19 protein-coding genes are annotated in these 15,184 nt (G+C 71.9%); 6 read left to right on the forward strand and 13 right to left on the reverse strand.

The features are described from left to right. Positions 1-66 precede the first annotated feature (66 nt). Together IE277_RS00870 and hisI are read right to left on the reverse strand one after the other, a co-directional pair. On the reverse strand, positions 67-1,545 hold the full coding sequence (locus tag IE277_RS00870) for an anthranilate synthase component I (protein ID WP_189947489.1): 1,479 nt from the start codon (positions 1,543-1,545) through the stop codon (positions 67-69). Positions 1,546-1,556: 11 nt separating this feature from the next. Then, positions 1,557-1,958: a phosphoribosyl-AMP cyclohydrolase gene (hisI, locus tag IE277_RS00875; RefSeq protein WP_189947491.1), complete on the reverse strand. Its 402-nt coding sequence runs from the start codon at positions 1,956-1,958 to the stop codon at positions 1,557-1,559. Positions 1,959-2,097: 139 nt separating this feature from the next. Between hisI and IE277_RS00880 the strand changes: the two genes are divergently transcribed. Beyond that, positions 2,098-2,733 (forward strand): TIGR03085 family metal-binding protein, encoded by a 636-nt coding sequence (locus IE277_RS00880; RefSeq protein ID WP_189947493.1) that lies wholly within the window; start codon positions 2,098-2,100, stop codon positions 2,731-2,733. 34 nt (positions 2,734-2,767) lie between these two features. Continuing rightward, on the forward strand, positions 2,768-3,166 hold the full coding sequence (locus IE277_RS00885) for a VOC family protein (RefSeq protein ID WP_189947495.1): 399 nt from the start codon (positions 2,768-2,770) through the stop codon (positions 3,164-3,166). Between the two features lie 7 nt (positions 3,167-3,173). Here IE277_RS00885 and IE277_RS00890 read toward each other — a convergent pair whose 3' ends face one another. The 11 genes from IE277_RS00890 to hisD form a co-directional block, all read right to left on the reverse strand. Next, the gene (locus tag IE277_RS00890; protein ID WP_189947497.1) at positions 3,174-4,427 is read right to left on the reverse strand and encodes an MFS transporter; all 1,254 of its coding nucleotides are present in this window, start codon (positions 4,425-4,427) and stop codon (positions 3,174-3,176) included. A 4-nt stretch (positions 4,428-4,431) separates the two neighbouring features. Then, positions 4,432-4,779 carry a hypothetical protein gene (locus tag IE277_RS00895; RefSeq protein ID WP_308433331.1) on the reverse strand — a complete coding sequence of 116 codons (348 nt, stop codon included), beginning with the start codon at positions 4,777-4,779 and terminating at the stop codon, positions 4,432-4,434. Positions 4,780-4,802: 23 nt separating this feature from the next. After that, a complete protein-coding gene (locus IE277_RS00900) occupies positions 4,803-5,021 on the reverse strand; it encodes a hypothetical protein (protein WP_189947500.1) in 219 nt (72 codons plus the stop codon). A gap of 66 nt (positions 5,022-5,087) precedes the next feature. Next, a complete protein-coding gene (gene hisF, locus IE277_RS00905) occupies positions 5,088-5,843 on the reverse strand; it encodes an imidazole glycerol phosphate synthase subunit HisF (RefSeq protein WP_189947504.1) in 756 nt (251 codons plus the stop codon). 6 nt (positions 5,844-5,849) lie between these two features. Continuing rightward, positions 5,850-6,245: a RidA family protein gene (locus IE277_RS00910; RefSeq protein ID WP_189947505.1), complete on the reverse strand. Its 396-nt coding sequence runs from the start codon at positions 6,243-6,245 to the stop codon at positions 5,850-5,852. Next, positions 6,242-6,967 (reverse strand): bifunctional 1-(5-phosphoribosyl)-5-((5-phosphoribosylamino)methylideneamino)imidazole-4-carboxamide isomerase/phosphoribosylanthranilate isomerase PriA, encoded by a 726-nt coding sequence (gene priA, locus IE277_RS00915; protein WP_189947507.1) that lies wholly within the window; start codon positions 6,965-6,967, stop codon positions 6,242-6,244. Before priA ends, IE277_RS00910 begins: the two co-directional genes overlap by 4 nt. 3 nt (positions 6,968-6,970) lie before the next feature. Further along, entirely contained in the window at positions 6,971-7,651 is a 681-nt protein-coding gene (hisH, locus tag IE277_RS00920) for an imidazole glycerol phosphate synthase subunit HisH (protein ID WP_189947508.1), read from the reverse strand. Further along, positions 7,642-7,806, reverse strand: a complete 165-nt coding sequence (locus tag IE277_RS00925; RefSeq protein ID WP_189947509.1) for a CG2302 family histidine operon protein — start codon at positions 7,804-7,806, stop codon at positions 7,642-7,644. Before IE277_RS00925 ends, hisH begins: the two co-directional genes overlap by 10 nt. A 4-nt stretch (positions 7,807-7,810) precedes the next feature. Further along, on the reverse strand, positions 7,811-8,404 hold the full coding sequence (gene hisB, locus IE277_RS00930; protein WP_030783530.1) for an imidazoleglycerol-phosphate dehydratase HisB: 594 nt from the start codon (positions 8,402-8,404) through the stop codon (positions 7,811-7,813). A gap of 2 nt (positions 8,405-8,406) precedes the next feature. Further along, complete coding sequence (locus IE277_RS00935) at positions 8,407-9,540, reverse strand: histidinol-phosphate transaminase (RefSeq protein ID WP_189947511.1); 1,134 nt, start codon at positions 9,538-9,540, stop codon at positions 8,407-8,409. Continuing rightward, entirely contained in the window at positions 9,504-10,853 is a 1,350-nt protein-coding gene (gene hisD, locus IE277_RS00940; RefSeq protein WP_189947512.1) for a histidinol dehydrogenase, read from the reverse strand. Before hisD ends, IE277_RS00935 begins: the two co-directional genes overlap by 37 nt. Positions 10,854-11,026: 173 nt before the next feature. On the opposite strand from hisD, the gene IE277_RS00945 reads away from it, so the two are divergent. The 4 genes from IE277_RS00945 (at position 11,027) to ybaK (ending at position 15,151) form a co-directional block, all read left to right on the forward strand. Further along, positions 11,027-12,604 (forward strand): oxidoreductase, encoded by a 1,578-nt coding sequence (locus IE277_RS00945; RefSeq protein ID WP_189947514.1) that lies wholly within the window; start codon positions 11,027-11,029, stop codon positions 12,602-12,604. A gap of 161 nt (positions 12,605-12,765) precedes the next feature. Continuing rightward, complete coding sequence (locus IE277_RS00950) at positions 12,766-13,851, forward strand: hypothetical protein (RefSeq protein WP_229880430.1); 1,086 nt, start codon at positions 12,766-12,768, stop codon at positions 13,849-13,851. 11 nt (positions 13,852-13,862) lie between these two features. Then, complete coding sequence (locus IE277_RS00955; protein WP_189947518.1) at positions 13,863-14,603, forward strand: LON peptidase substrate-binding domain-containing protein; 741 nt, start codon at positions 13,863-13,865, stop codon at positions 14,601-14,603. A gap of 44 nt (positions 14,604-14,647) precedes the next feature. Then, the gene (ybaK, locus tag IE277_RS00960; RefSeq protein ID WP_189947520.1) at positions 14,648-15,151 is read left to right on the forward strand and encodes a Cys-tRNA(Pro) deacylase; all 504 of its coding nucleotides are present in this window, start codon (positions 14,648-14,650) and stop codon (positions 15,149-15,151) included. Positions 15,152-15,184 lie beyond the last annotated feature (33 nt).

Genomic DNA, 15,184 nt, shown 5'->3' on the forward strand with positions numbered 1-15,184 from the left:
GCCTGAACCCCGGGCGAACCGTCACCCGGGGTTCGTATGAGAAGCGCCCCATGTGCCGGAAGCGCCCTACCCGCCCAGCCGGTTGGCGGTGTGTACGGCGCGCAGGACGGCCGCCGCCTTGTTGCGGCACTCCTGGTCCTCCGCCACCGGGTCGGAGTCGGCGACGATGCCGGCTCCGGCCTGGACGTAGGCCGTGCCGTCGCGCAGCAGGGCCGTACGGATGGCGATCGCGGTGTCGGAGTCGCCCGCGAAGTCCAGATAGCCGACGCAGCCGCCGTACAGACCGCGCCGGGACGGCTCCAGTTCGTCGATGATCTGCATGGCGCGGGGCTTGGGCGCCCCGGAGAGGGTGCCCGCGGGGAAGCACGCGGTGAGCACGTCGAAGGCCGTACGGCCCTCGGCCACCCGGCCGGTGACGGTCGAGACGATGTGCATCACATGGGAGTAGCGCTCGATGGACATGAAGTCGACCACCTCGACCGAGCCGGGCTCGCAGACCCGGCCGAGGTCGTTGCGTCCGAGGTCGACCAGCATCAGGTGCTCGGCGCGCTCCTTGGGGTCGGCCATCAGCTCCTCGGCGAGGGCCTGGTCCTCCTGGGGCGTGGCGCCGCGGGGCCGGGTCCCGGCGATGGGGTGGACCATGGCCCGCCCGTCCTCGACCTTCACCAGGGCCTCGGGGGACGAGCCGACGACGTCGAACCCTTCGAAGCGGAAGAGATACATGTACGGCGAGGGGTTGGTGGCGCGCAGGACGCGATAGACGTCCAGGGCGCTCGCCGTGCACGGGGTCTCGAAGCGCTGGGAGGGCACGACCTGGAAGGCCTCGCCCGCGCGGATGCGCTCCTTGACGTCCTCGACGGCCACCTGGAAGTCGGGGCCGCCCCACAGCGCGGTGTACTCGGGCAGTTCCGAGGGCGGGAGGACGGCGGGCGGCTGGGCCACCGCGCGCGTGAGGTCGGCCTCCATGGCGTCGAGGCGGGCCACGGCGTCGGCGTAGGCCTCGTCCACCCCGGTGTCGAGGTCGTTGTGGTTGATCGCGTTGGCGATCAGCAGGACCGAGCCCTGCCAGTGGTCCATGACGGCGAGGTCGCTGGTCAGGAGCATGGTCAGCTCGGGCAGGCGCAGATCGTCGCGCTCGCCGGGGCCGATCTTCTCCAGGCGGCGGACGATGTCGTAGCCGAGGTAGCCGACCATGCCGCCGGTGAAGGGCGGCAGGTCCTCCTGGTGCGGGGTGTGCAGGGCCTGGAGGGTGGCGCGCAGGGCCCCCAGGGGGTCGCCGTCGACGGGGACGCCGACCGGCGGGGTGCCGAGCCAGTGGGCCTGGCCGTCGCGTTCCGTCAGCGTGCCGGCGGAGCGGACGCCGACGAAGGAGTAGCGGGACCAGGAGCGGCCGTTCTCCGCGGACTCCAGGAGGAAGGTGCCGGGGCGCTCGGCGGCCAGCTTGCGGTAGAGCGCGACCGGGGTGTCGCCGTCGGCGAGGAGCTTGCGCGTGACCGGGATGACACGCCGGTCGGCGGCGAGCTTGCGGAAGGTCTCGAGGTCCATGGCGGCCGACCTTACTGATCCGCGCCCTGGGCGGCGGAATCGGCGTCCTTGAGGAGCAGGTCCTCGTCGAAGCAGGTGCGCGCACCGGTGTGGCAGGCCGCGCCCACCTGGTCGACCTTGACGAGCACGGTGTCCGCGTCGCAGTCCAGCGCGACGGACTTCACCCACTGGAAGTGGCCGGAGGTGTCGCCCTTGACCCAGTACTCCCGGCGGCTGCGGGACCAGTAGGTGCAGCGGCCGGTGGTCAGCGTGCGGTGCAGCGCCTCGTCGTCCATCCAGCCGAGCATGAGCACCTCACCGGTGTCGTACTGCTGGGCGATGGCGGGCAGGAGACCGTCGGCGCTGCGCCTGAGGCGGGCGGCGATCTCCGGGGCGAGGCTGCTGGACCGGGGCGTCCCGGGCGTACTGGTCATGAGTGCCATTGTGCCGCGCGGGTCGGACACTGCCGGTGCCGTGTCCACTGGATGGTCGCGGCAGCGCGAAGCGTCTCGTTGAGGGGTGGTGGCCGGGTGGCGGGTGGGCGGACTCGGCGGCGGGTCGTAGGCTGCTCTCATGTCGACCTTCGCCCAGCGTGAACGGCTGCTGCTCGCCGACCTCCTGGAAACCGTCGGTCCGGATGCCGAGACCCTCTGCGAGGGCTGGCGGACCCGGGACCTGGCCGCCCATGTGATCGTGCGTGAGCGCCGTCCGGACGCGGCCGGGGGCACGCTGATCAAGCAGCTCGTGCCGCGTCTGGAGAAGGTGATGGCCGAGTACACCGCGAAGCCGTACGAAGAGCTGATCCAGCTGATCCGTACCGGCCCGCCGCGCTTCTCGCCGTTCCAGCTCAAGCAGGTCGACGAGGCGACCAACGTCGTCGAGTTCTATGTCCACACCGAGGATGTGCGCCGCGCCCAGCCGGACTGGAGCCCGCGCGAGCTGGACCCGGTCTTCCAGGACGCCCTGTGGTCCCGGCTGGAGCGCACGGCCCGGCTGGTGGCCCGGGGGGTGCCGACGGGTCTGGTGCTGCGCCGCCCGGACGGGCAGACGGCGGTGGCGCACCGGGGTGCCCCGGTGGTGACGGTGACCGGTGAGCCCTCGGAGCTGCTGATGTTCGCGTTCGGCCGGCAGAGCGCGGCCACGGTGGAGGTGGCCGGCGACACGGAGGCGATCGCCAAGCTGCGCGACTCCAGGCAGCTGGGCCTCTGATCCCGGCGGTCGAGCGTCCGAGAGGGGCCGTGCCGTGATCAAGGTCGCGATGACCGGTGTGTACGTGGACGACGTGGCGGCGGCGCACGCCTTCTACACGGATGTCCTGGGCTTCGAGACCCGCACCCACATGGACCTCGGCGATGGCACGCTCTTCGTCACGGTCGGGGCCGCGCAGGGTGCCCAGCCCGATCTGCAGCTGCTGCTGGAGCCGGGCCAGGGGCCCGTCGCCGAGCCGTACCACCGGGCACTGTACGAGGCGGGCATCCCGTGCATCGTCTTCTCCGTGGCGGATCTCGGGGCGGAGTACGAGCGGCTGAGGGGCCGGGGTGTCCGGTTCACGCACCGGCCGCGGCGGCAGGGACCGGTCCTGGCGGCGGTGTTCGACGACACCTGCGGCAATCTGGTGCAGCTGGTCCAGCCGGAGGACTGAGCCGCCCTCACCCGGGAAGCTCGGCGCGGCGCAGCGCCGGTACGACGAGGGCGACGACCCCGCCGAGGCCGCAGACGCCGGCGCTGACGGCGTAGACCGGCGCGAGCCCGAAGGCGCCGATGGCGGTGGCCGCGAACGGCATGCTCAGCGGGGTGAGGCCGAGGCTGATCAGGCTGGAGACGGCGGTGACCCGGCCCAGGCAAGCGGGGTCGGACTGGGTCTGCAGCAGGGCCCCGCACAGCGCGCCGCTGAGCCCGGTGAGCAGACCGACGAGCAGGGCCGTGCCGACGGCCGCGGGCAGGCTGGGCACGAAGGCGAGGGCACCGACGGCCACGGAGCCCGCGACGATCGTCCACCCTGCGACGGATCCGGCGCGCGCCAGCCTGCCCCGGACGGCCAGCAGCAGTGCGGCGGCGCCCGCTCCGACGCCGAACCCGGCGAGCACCCAGCCCATGCCGGATGCGCCCCAGCCGCGGCGGTCGGCGAGCAGGGTCAGACCGACGTTCAGCGGCCCGACGAAGCCGAGGTCGCCGAGGGCGATGGCCAGCATCAGCGGGGCGAGGACGCGGTGGCGGCGGATGTAGCCGAGGCCGGCGCGGAGGTCGCTCCAAGCGGTCGTGTTCCCGGCGCCGTCCGCCGTCGGCAGGTCGCGGACACGCACGCAGAGCAGCAGCGGAACCGAGACGGCGATGAGCACCCCGGCGAGCGCGAAGGCGGCGGCCGCTCCGCCGAGGGCCACGCCGAGCCCGCCGAGCGGACCGCCGGCCACGACGGCGAACCGGACGGCGAGGCCGCGCAGGCCCTGCACCCGGGCGAGCTGGCCCTTCTCGGTGAGGCGGGCCGGCAGGGCGCCCACAGCGGGCACGAAGACGGCGTCGACGGTGCCGAAGACCAGCGCCAGCAGGGCGAGCGGCCACAGTCCGGGGCGGGTGAGGAACAGCAGGACGGCCACAGCGAGGACGGCCGCGCAGCGCACGGCGTCACTGCCGATGACGACCCGCCGCGGCCCGAACCGGTCGGCTATCACCCCGCCGCCGAGCATCAGCACGGCCCGGGGCAGCGCACTGGCCGACATCACGAGCCCGGCCTGGGCGGGCGTCCCGGCCTGGACGGCCGCCCAGGACAGGGCCAGGTAGTAGACGCTGTCCCCGAGCATGGAGAAGGCGTAGGCAGCGAGCCAGCGCAGGATGTTGGGGTCGCGGTGGGCGGGGAGCGTGTGGAGCGCCCCTGCCCAGGGGAGGCCTATGTCGGAGTCGGTCACCGGGTCAGGCGGCCCAGTCGCGCAGTAGTCGGGCGACTTCCGTCAGGTCGGCCTCGTCGCTGCGGATGTCCGCGACGAGCTTGGCCATTTCTCCGTACGGCAGCTCGAACGGCATGCCGGACTGCTCCATGTACTCCCAGGCACACGCCACGCCGATCGATGCGTTGTAGTCGCTGAACGGCCTCAGCCTCAAGGCGGTGTGCAGGAAGGTCGCGGCGCGCGCGGGCACCTCCTCGTAGTAGGGCTCGCCTGCGACTCGCTCGTATTTGTGCCGCTCGACCATGCAGCTGAGGGCACCCCAGTCACGGATCGGTGTATTCGCCGGGGAGACGTTGACTTGGATGTTGAGCACCCACCCGGCATCCACATAAAGCGTCACCGGAGCCCCACCGGGAATCGCTCCTCGAAGTCGGCCATGATCTCCCGAGCCTTCTTCGTAGCCCCCTCGACGAACCGCTGCTTCTGCCGCCGCCGCACGACGTCCTCAGTCAGTATGTCGTGCGCCAGCCGCTTGATCGCGACGCCCTGTTCCTTGGCCTCCGCGCGCAGCTCGGCCAGCTCTTCCTCGGTGAACTCGATCGTGATTCCAGGCATACGAGCACCTTAGAGGGACGCAACCATGATCACTACCGCATTCACTACCAGGGGGGACTCTTCGAACTACCGAACGGGATGCCCCGCCTCCCGCAGGGCCCGCTTCACCTCGCCGATCCGCAGGTCACCGAAGTGGAACACCGACGCGGCCAGCACCGCGTCCGCGCCCGCCGCGACGGCCGGGGGGAAGTCGGACAGCTTGCCGGCGCCGCCCGAGGCGATCACCGGGACGCTGACGTGTGCACGGACGGCGGCGATCATCTCCAGGTCGTAGCCGTCCTTGGTGCCGTCGGCGTCCATCGAGTTGAGAAGGATTTCACCGGCGCCCAGTTCCGCCGCCCGGTGCGCCCACTCCACCGCGTCGATGCCGGTGCCCTTGCGGCCGCCGTGGGTCGTGACCTCGAAGGAGCCGGGCGCGGTGCGGCGGGCGTCCACCGAGAGGACCAGGACCTGGCGGCCGAAGCGCTCGGCGATCTCACGGATCAGGTCGGGGCGGGCGATCGCGGCCGTGTTCACGCCCACCTTGTCGGCGCCGGCCCGCAGCAGCTTGTCCACGTCCTCGGCCGTACGGACGCCGCCGCCGACCGTCAGCGGGATGAACACCTGCTCCGCGGTGCGGCGCACCACGTCGTACGTCGTCTCCCGGTTGCCGGAGGACGCGGTGATGTCCAGGAACGTCAGCTCGTCGGCGCCCTCGGCGTCGTACACCTTGGCCATCTCGACGGGGTCGCCCGCGTCGCGCAGGTTCTGGAAGTTGACACCCTTGACGACCCGGCCGTTGTCCACGTCCAGGCAGGGGATGACTCGGACCGCCAGGGTCATGACTGCTCAGGCTCCTCTGAATGCTTCAAGCTCTACTTCGACCAGGATGCGCGGGTCGACGAAGCCCTCGACCACGAGAAGGGTCGAGCACGGGCGCACGGAGTCGAACAGCTCCTTGTGGGCCCGCCCCGCCTCGTCGACGTCGCGTACATGGCTCAGATACATACGGGTGCGGATCACGGACTCGATGCCGAGCCCGAACTCCTTCAGCGCGTCGAGGGCGTGGCCGAAGGCGACCTTGGTCTGCTCGTACGGGTCGCCCTCGCCGTACAGCACCGTGCCCTTGAAGGACGTGGTGCCCGCCACGGACACCCGGTCGCCGGCCGCCACCGCGCGCGCGAAACCGAAACTCTCTTCCCAGGGGCTTCCGCTCTGCACGCGCCGCACGGCATCCGACGTCATGACGACACAGCCTCCAAGGCCTCTTCCAGGGTGAACGCCTTCGCGTACAGGGCCTTCCCGACGATGGAGCCCTCGACACCGAGGGGTACCAGCTCGGCGATGGCGCGGAGGTCGTCCAGGGACGACACACCGCCGGAGGCCACGACCGGGCGGTCGGTGGCGGCACAGACGTTGCGCAGCAGCTCCAGGTTCGGGCCCTGGAGCGTGCCGTCCTTGGCGATGTCGGTGACGACGTAGCGGGCGCAGCCCTCGGAGTTCAGGCGGTCCAGCGTCTCGTAGAGGTCGCCGCCGTCGCGGGTCCAGCCACGGCCGCGCAGCGTCGTGCCGCGTACGTCCAGGCCGACCGCGATCTTGTCGCCGTGCTCGGCGATGACCTTGGCGACCCACTCGGGGGTCTCCAGGGCGGCGGTGCCGAGGTTCACCCGGGTGCAGCCGGTGGCCAGGGCGGCCGCCAGCGAGGCATCGTCGCGGATGCCGCCGGACAGCTCCACCTTGATGTCCATCGCGCGCGCGACCTCGGCGATCAGCTCGCGGTTGTCGCCGGTGCCGAAGGCGGCGTCCAGGTCGACCAGATGCAGCCACTCGGCGCCGGACCGCTGCCAGGCGAGCGCGGCCTGAAGCGGGGAGCCGTAGGACGTCTCGGTCCCGGACTCGCCGTGCACGAGGCGGACGGCCTGGCCGTCGCGGACGTCGACGGCGGGGAGGAGTTCGAGCTTGGCCATGGTCTACAGGGTTCCGATCCAGTTGGTGAGGAGCTGGGCGCCGGCGTCGCCGGACTTCTCGGGGTGGAACTGGGTGGCCCACAGGGCGCCGTTCTCCACGGCGGCCACGAACGGCTTGCCGTGCGTCGCCCAGGTGACCTTGGGGGGCGCGATCAGCGGGTTGTGCGACTCCTGGGTCCAGTCGTGGACGGCGTAGGAGTGCACGAAGTAGAAGCGGGCGCCTTGGGCGAGGCCCGCGAAGAGCTGGGAGTCGGCGGGGGCGTCGACGGTGTTCCAGCCCATGTGGGGCACGACCTCGGCTTCGAGCGGCGCCACCGTGCCGGGCCACTCGTCGAGGCCCTCGGCCTCCACGCCGTGTTCGATGCCGCGCGCGAAGAGGATCTGCATGCCGACGCAGATGCCCATCACGGGCCGCCCGCCGGACAGCCGGCGGTCGATCACCCAGTCGCCGCGAGCAGCGCGCAGGCCCTGCATGCAGGCGGCGAACGCGCCCACGCCCGGCACCAGCAGTCCGTCGGCGTTCATGGCCTTGTCGAAGTCACGCGTGATCTCGACATCGGCGCCCACGCGCGCGAGGGCGCGTTCGGCGGAGCGGACGTTGCCGAAGCCGTAGTCGAAGACGACGACCTTCTTCGTGGAGACCTTTTTCGTGGAAGCCTTGTTCGTGGAAGAGGTCAATTCCACACCTCCAGCCGCAGGACGCCCGCGACGAGACACATGGCCGCGCCGATGGAGAGCAGCACGATGAGGCTCGTGGGCATCTTCTGCTTGACGAAGGAGATGATGCCGCCGACCAGGAAGAGGCCGACGACGATCAGCAGGGTGGAGAGGCCGTTCATGGGTTTACAGCGCGCCCTTCGTGGAGGGGAGGATGCCGGCCGCGCGCGGATCGCGCTCGGAGGCGTAGCGCAGTGCCCGGGCCAGTGCCTTGAACTGGCACTCCACGATGTGGTGCGCGTTGCGCCCGTACGGCACGTGCACATGCAGCGCGATCTGCGCCTGGGCGACGAAGGACTCCAGGATGTGCCGGGTCATCGTCGTGTCGTACTCGCCGATCATCGGCGCCATGTTCTCGGGCTCGGTGTGCACGAGGTAGGGGCGGCCGGAAAGATCCACCGTCACCTGGGCGAGGGACTCGTCCAGCGGGACCGTGCAGTTGCCGAAGCGGTAGATCCCCACCTTGTCGCCGAGGGCCTGCTTGAAGGCGGCGCCGAGCGCGAGGGCGGTGTCCTCGATGGTGTGGTGGGAGTCGATGTGCAGATCGCCGTCGGTCTTCACGGTCAGGTCGAACAGGCCGTGCCGGCCGAGCTGGTCGAGCATGTGGTCGTAGAAGCCGACGCCGGTGGCGATGTCGGTGCGGCCGGTGCCGTCGAGATCGATCTCGACGAGGACCGAGGTCTCCTTGGTCGTACGCTCCACGCGTCCTACGCGGCTCATGACTACAGCTCCTTCTTGACTTCACGTACGGCGGCGAGGAACGCGTCGTTCTCCTCGGGGGTGCCGGCGGAGACCCGCAGCCATCCCGGGACGCCGTTGTCCCGGACCAGGACGCCCCGGTCGAGGATCTTCTGCCAGGCCTCGTGGGAGTCCGCGAACCGGCCGAACTGCACGAAGTTCGCGTCGGACTCGATGACGTCGTAGCCGATCGCGCGCAGCTCGGCGACCAGCCGGTCCCGCTCCGCCTTCAGCTGCTCGACGTACTTCAGCAGCGTGTCGGTGTGCTCCAGGGCGGCCAGCGCGGTCGCCTGGGTGATCGCCGACAGGTGGTACGGCAGCCGGACGAGCTGGACGGCGTCCACGACCGCCGGGTCGGCGGCGAGATAGCCGAGGCGCAGGCCCGCCGCGCCGAACGCCTTCGACATCGTCCGGGAGACGACGAGGCGCGGTCGGCCCGCCAGCAGCGGCAGCAGCGAGTCGCCATGGCTGAACTCGATGTACGCCTCGTCGACGACGACCATCGACGGCTTGGCCGCCTGCGCCGCCTCGTACAGCGCGAGGACGGTCTCGGGCGGAACCGCGTTGCCCGTGGGGTTGTTGGGGGTGGTGATGAAGACGACGTCCGGCCGGTGCTCGGCGATGGCCTGCTCGGCGGCGGCGAGGTCGATGGTGAAGTCCTCGCGCCGCGGACCGGAGATCCAGCCGGTGCCCGTGCTGCGCGCGATGAGCGCGTGCATCGAGTACGACGGCTCGAAGCCGATCGCCGTGCGGCCCGGTCCGCCGAAGGTCTGCAGCAGCTGCTGGATGACCTCGTTGGAGCCGTTGGCGGCCCAGACGTTCTCGATGCCGAGGGGGTGCTTGCCGGTCTTCGTCAGATAGGCGGCGAGCTCGGTGCGGAGCCGGACCGCGTCCCGGTCGGGGTAGCGGTTCAGGCCGCGGGCTGCCTCGCGCACCCGCTCCGCGATCCGCTCGACGAGCGGCTCGGGCAGCGGGTAGGGGTTCTCGTTGGTGTTCAGCCGTACGGGGACGTCCAACTGGGGCGCGCCGTAGGGGGACTTGCCGCGCAGCTCGTCCCGTACGGGGAGATCGTCAATGCCGGTCACTTGCTCGTCGGTACCTTCCAGCCGCGAGTCCATTGTTCGGCTCCGCCAAAACGTGCCTTGATCGCCGCGCCGTGCGCGGGCAGGTCCTCCGCCTCCGCCAGCGTCACCACGTGGTGGGCGACCTCGGCGAGCGCGTCCCTCGTGTAGTCCACGATGTGGATGCCGCGCAGGAAGGACTGGACGGACAGGCCCGAGGAGTGACAGGCGCAGCCGCCGGTGGGCAGGACGTGGTTGGAGCCGGCCGCGTAGTCGCCGAGCGACACGGGGGCCCAGGGGCCGATGAAGATCGCGCCCGCGTTCTTCACCCGGTCGGCCACCGCGGCGGCGTCGGCGGTCTGGATCTCCAGGTGCTCGGCGCCGTAGGCGTCGACCACCCTCAGCCCCTCGTCGACGCCGTCGACCAGGACGATCGCCGACTGCCTGCCCGCGAGGGCCGGGCGGATCCGGTCCTCGATGTGCTTGGTCGCCGCGACCTGCGGCGCCAGCTCCTTCTCCACCGCGTCGGCCAGCTCGACGGAGTCGGTGACCAGTACGGCCGCGGCGAGCGGGTCGTGCTCGGCCTGGCTGATCAGGTCCGAGGCGACGTGCACCGGGTCGGCGGTGTCGTCGGCGAGGACCGCGATCTCGGTCGGACCGGCCTCGGCGTCGATGCCGATCCGGCCGGTGAAGAACCGCTTGGCCGCGGCGACCCAGATGTTGCCGGGGCCGGTGACCATGTTGGCGGGGGCGCAGGACTCGGTGCCGTAGGCGAACATCGCGACGGCGGTGGCGCCGCCCGCGGCGTAGACCTCGTCCACGCCGAGCAGGGCGCAGGCGGCGAGGATCGTCGGGTGCGGCAGCCCGCCGAACTCCTTCTGCGGCGGGGAGGCGAGTGCGATGGACGCGACACCGGCCTCCTGCGCCGGCACCGCGTTCATGATCACGGACGAGGGGTAGACGGACCGGCCGCCCGGTGCGTACAGCCCGACGCGCTCGACCGGCACCCACTTCTCGGTGACCGAGCCGCCCGGCACCACCTGGGTGGTGTGCGCGCCGCGGCGCTGCTCGCGGTGGACCAGGCGGGCGCGGCGGATGGACTCCTCCAGCGCGGCGCGCACGGCCGGGTCGAGGGCGTCGAGCGCGTCGGCGAGCGCCCGGGCCGGGACACGGACGGATTCCAGCCGTACTCCGTCGAACTTCTCGGCGAAGTCGATCAGCGCCGCGTCGCCACGATGATGCACGGCTTCGCAGATCGGACGCACCTTCTCCAGGGCGGCCGCTACGTCGAAGTCGGCTCGGGGCAGCAGGTCGCGCAGGGCGGGGCCCTCGGGAAGGGCGTCGCCGCGCAGATCGATTCGGGAGATCACGGTCCCAATTCTCGCAGACCGACGTCGCGAGCCGTGGGCACGTATCAATGGCTGATACAGAACGTGGCCGAACTCGGAAGATCACCTTCACCTCTAGTGTTCCGGACGTCGCTCAGCGGGCATGAACGGCTGTACGAAACGGCTGAGCTGCGAGAAGTGGGAGAGGAAGAGCGGTGACCGAGGGGGCCGGCCTGGTTGCCGGGGACCTGCCGGACGAGCTGACCGCGGCCGAGGCGGGCATGTGGCAGGCCTTCCGCAACGGCAGTGTGTACGACCTGAGCAGCGGCGACGCCGTCGTGGACGACCCGCACGGCGGCCATCCCTGGGGCCCGGAGCGCACGGTGCGGGCCCGGATCGTGGCCTGGCTGCTGCTGGACGGCCCGCCCGCGCTCGCGGGCCGGGTGTCCGCGCTGAAGCTGACCGGCGTGCGGATCACGGGCACCCTGGACCTGTCGGGCGGCACGGTACGGCCGTACGTCGAGCTGCGCGGCTGCCGCTTCGACGACGAGGTGCTGCTGCCGGAGGCCCGGTTCACCACCCTGCGCCTGGTGGACTGCGCGGTGCCCCGGCTGGAGGCGGCCCGGGTGCACACCGAGGGCGATCTGCATCTGCCGCGCTGCCGCTTCCAGAACGGGGTCCGGCTGACGGACGCGCACATCGGCACCGATCTGCTGCTCAACCAGGCGGTGGTGTACCGCGACCGCAGCGGGCGCTCGATCGCGGCGGACGGCATGACCGTCGGCCAGGACCTCCAGGCGGAGATGCTGGAGTCGCACGGCGAGCTGAGCCTGCGCGGCGCCAAGGTCGGGGTCTCGCTCAGCCTGCGCGGCGCCGTCCTCGACAACCCGTACTCCCGCTACGCCCTGAACGCGCCCCAGCTGACCGTGGAGCGCACCCTGTACCTGACCCCGGCCGGTGTGGGCAGCCCCCTGCTGAGTGGCACGACGCCCGCGCGCGGGACACGGATCCAGCCGTTCGAGTGCCGGGGCGGGCTGCGGCTGGACGACGGGCGGTTCGGGGACGCCGTCGACCTGGAGCGGGCGCGGTTCTCCTTCACCGACGACCAGGAGCTGTCGCTGCGCCGGACCCACGTGCCCGAACTGCGCTTCCTCTGCGACAGGCCGCAGCGCGGCAAGGTGGTGCTGTCCGGCGCGCGGGTCGTCAACCTGGTGGACCGGGCGGCGAGTTGGCCCGGCCCCGGCAATCTGCACATGGCGGGCTTCGGCTACGAGAGCCTCGTCCCGCGCGGCCCGTTCCCGCTGACCGGCCGGCTGGACTGGGTGGCGGCGGCGACCGCCGAGTACGCCCCGGAGCCGTACGAGCGGCTGGCGGCGGTGCTGCGGGCGGCCGGGGAGGACGAGGACGCCCGGGAGGTGCTGCTCGCCAAGCAGCGCCGGCGCCGCGAGACACTGCCGCTGGCCGCCAAGTCCTGGGGGTACGTCCAGGACTGGACGGTGGCCTACGGCTACCGTCCGGGGCGGGCCGCGGTGTGGATGGCGGTGCTGTGGGCGGCGGGCACGCTGGCGTTCGCGCACGCGGACCATCCGCCGGTGAACCACGACGGCCACCCGTACTGGAGCCCGGCCCTGTTCACGCTGGATCTGCTGCTGCCGGTGATCGACCTGGGCCAGGCCGGCCAGTGGCAGCTGCGCGGGGGCTGGCAGTGGCTGGCGGCCGCGATGATCATGATCGGCTGGATACTGGCGACGACGGTGGCGGCGGGGGCGACCCGGTTGCTGCGCCGGGGCTGAATGCCCCGGGCCGACCCGGTTTCCGCATATAGGCGGCATTTTCCGCACAGCGGGGGCACAAAACCGGAACAGTCACCTTTTGCCGGTCCTTGACCTGTGGCCGTACAACTTTCCGCGACTTCGCCCAAGCCTCTGGCGCGCCCCCGACCTGCGGTCTTTCAATGGTCGACACCATGGCTCTGCTGCCTTCGTTCATCCGCCCCACGCGGATGGCCAAACGCTCCGCGCACCTCGTCCCCGGCCTCTGTCCGGCCGGGGACGAGGCCGTGCTCGACGCGCCCGACGACCGGCTCTCGCCCGCGCTGGTCGCGGCCGGCCGGGGCGAGTACGAGACCGCGGCCGGCCTGCTGGCCGCCACCCGCGCCACAGCGGCGTGGGAGAACCACGACCGGTACGCACTCCATCTCGCCGGCTTCGCCCGCTCCCGGCCCGAGTGGTTCGAGGCCTGGCGCGCGAGGGCGCCCGAGGATCCCGGCGCCCTGCTGGTCGGGGCGCAGCTGGCGGTGGACCGCGTCTGGCCCTCGCCGGCCCGCGCCGAGCTGCTCCGCGAGGTGAGCCCGCTCATCACTGCCGCCGCGCGCGCCGACGACCGCGACCCGGTGCCCTGGCGGATCGCCCTGGACCACGCGCGCGGCTCACGGGCCGGCCACCGGTACTTCGAAGAGCTGTGGGAGGCGGCCGTCCGGCGCGCCCCGCACCACTACGGCTGCCATGTGGCCGCGCTGCGCTATCTGGCCGACTCCTGTTGTGTGCTGTGGGGAGACGCCCCGCACCGGCCCCGTGCCTCGCACCATGAGTGCCTCGACTTCGCCGACCGGGCCGCACAGGACGCGCCCGCCGACTCGTTCGTCCAGGCGCTGCCGGCCCGCGCGGTCCTCGGCTATCTGATCGACGGCTGCGGCCCCGAGATCCCGCGCGAGCGGCTGGACGCCGCCGCCGACCGGGCGCTCACGCTGTCCGCGCGCTTCCCGGCGGCCGATCCATGGCCCGCCCAGATCCGCAACAAGCTCCTGTACGTCCTGCTGCGCCTGGACCGCTGGGAGGACGCCCGCGCGCAGCTGCGCCTGATCGGCCCGTACGCCACGTCGTTCCCGTGGGAGCGGTTCTCCGACGATCCGCTCGGCCACTTCCTGCGGCTGCGCGAGCACCTGGCGGCCGGCCCCGGGCCGGTTCCCACCGGCCTTGCGGCCTGCCTCGCACCCCCTCCCGGCGAGCACGGCGGACACGCCCGCGCCGACGACCACTAGGCTGAGGCGTCGTGACCACCGTCCGTCTCCCGCTCTTCCCGCTGAACACCGTGCTGTTCCCGGGGCTCGTGCTGCCGCTGAACATCTTCGAGGAGCGCTATCGCGCCATGATGCGCGAGTTGCTCAAGACCCCGGAGGACGAGCCGCGCCGGTTCGCCGTCGTGGCCATCCGCGACGGCCACGAAGTGGCGCCGAGCGCCCCCGGCATGCCCGACCCCACGGCCCAGCCCGCGCGGGGACCGGCCGCGGGCTTCGGCCCCGAGCCCCTCAAGGCCTTCCACGGGGTGGGCTGTGTCGCGGACGCAGCGACTGTCCGGGAGCGCGCCGACGGCACCTTCGAGGTGCTGGCGACGGGCACGACCCGGGTACGGCTGCTCTCCGTCGACGCGTCCGGACCGTTCCTCACGGCGGAGCTGGAGGAACTGCCGGAGGAGCCGGGCGACGAGGCGGGGGCGCTGGCCGAGGGGGTGCTGCGCTCCTTCCGCCAGTACCAGAAGCGGCTGGCGGGCGCGCGTGAGCGTTCGCTGTCCACCAGCGCCGAGCTGCCGGACGAGCCGAGCGTGGTGTCATATCTGGTGGCCGCCGCGATGGTGCACGACACCCCGACCAAGCAGCGGCTGCTCCAGGCACCCGACACCGCCTCCCGCCTCCGCGACGAGCTGAAACTCCTTCGCTCCGAGACGGCGATCATCCGTAGTCTGCCGTCACTGCCCGCGTTCGAACTGACCCGGACACCGACGAGCCTGAACTGAGAGCGCCGAGGAAGACGGTCCGGGAAGACAGCCGAGGAAGACGGATGGCGAAGAAGGCGAAGAAGCAGCAGCAGTCCGGCGGCACGCCCGCGACGGTCGCCCTCACAACGGCCGGCATGGACTTCACGGTCCACTCCTACGACCACGACCCCTCCCACCCCTCCTACGGCGAGGAGGCCGCGGAGGCGATGGGCGTCTCCCCCGACCGCGTCTTCAAGACCCTGGTGGCGGACGTCGACGGCGCCCTGACGGTGGCGGTGGTCCCGGTCTCCGGCTCCCTGGACCTGAAGGCCCTGGCGGCGGCCGTGGGCGGCAAACGGGCGACGATGGCGGACCCGGCTCTGGCGGAACGCACCACCGGGTATGTGCGGGGCGGCATCTCCCCGCTCGGCCAGCGCAAGCGGCTGCCGACGGTCCTGGACGACTCGGCGAAGGCGCACGGGACGATCTGTTTGTCGGCGGGGCGCCGGGGCCTGGAGGTGGAGCTCTCGCCGGGAGACCTGGCACAGCTGACGAGCGCCGTCCTGGCACCCATCGGGAGAGGCTGACGACGGACGCCCACCGAGGCGCCCGAGGGGGCT

It is taken from the genome of Streptomyces alanosinicus, from assembly GCF_014650595.1.
GTDB lineage: Bacteria > Actinomycetota > Actinomycetes > Streptomycetales > Streptomycetaceae > Streptomyces > Streptomyces alanosinicus.

What these genes read in the sequence shown, in the direction of transcription:
- IE277_RS00870 (WP_189947489.1), bottom strand. Translation starts at nt 1,545, where the DNA reads ATGGACCTCGAGACCTTCCGCAAGCTCGCCGCCGACCGGCGTGTCATC.
- hisI (WP_189947491.1), bottom strand. Translation starts at nt 1,958, where the DNA reads ATGACCAGTACGCCCGGGACGCCCCGGTCCAGCAGCCTCGCCCCGGAG.
- IE277_RS00880 (WP_189947493.1), top strand. Translation starts at nt 2,098, where the DNA reads ATGTCGACCTTCGCCCAGCGTGAACGGCTGCTGCTCGCCGACCTCCTG.
- IE277_RS00900 (WP_189947500.1), bottom strand. Translation starts at nt 5,021, where the DNA reads ATGCCTGGAATCACGATCGAGTTCACCGAGGAAGAGCTGGCCGAGCTG.
- hisF (WP_189947504.1), bottom strand. Translation starts at nt 5,843, where the DNA reads ATGACCCTGGCGGTCCGAGTCATCCCCTGCCTGGACGTGGACAACGGC.
- IE277_RS00910 (WP_189947505.1), bottom strand. Translation starts at nt 6,245, where the DNA reads ATGACGTCGGATGCCGTGCGGCGCGTGCAGAGCGGAAGCCCCTGGGAA.
- priA (WP_189947507.1), bottom strand. Translation starts at nt 6,967, where the DNA reads ATGGCCAAGCTCGAACTCCTCCCCGCCGTCGACGTCCGCGACGGCCAG.
- IE277_RS00925 (WP_189947509.1), bottom strand. Translation starts at nt 7,806, where the DNA reads ATGAACGGCCTCTCCACCCTGCTGATCGTCGTCGGCCTCTTCCTGGTC.
- hisB (WP_030783530.1), bottom strand. Translation starts at nt 8,404, where the DNA reads ATGAGCCGCGTAGGACGCGTGGAGCGTACGACCAAGGAGACCTCGGTC.
- IE277_RS00935 (WP_189947511.1), bottom strand. Translation starts at nt 9,540, where the DNA reads ATGGACTCGCGGCTGGAAGGTACCGACGAGCAAGTGACCGGCATTGAC.
- IE277_RS00950 (WP_229880430.1), top strand. Translation starts at nt 12,766, where the DNA reads ATGGTCGACACCATGGCTCTGCTGCCTTCGTTCATCCGCCCCACGCGG.
- ybaK (WP_189947520.1), top strand. Translation starts at nt 14,648, where the DNA reads ATGGCGAAGAAGGCGAAGAAGCAGCAGCAGTCCGGCGGCACGCCCGCG.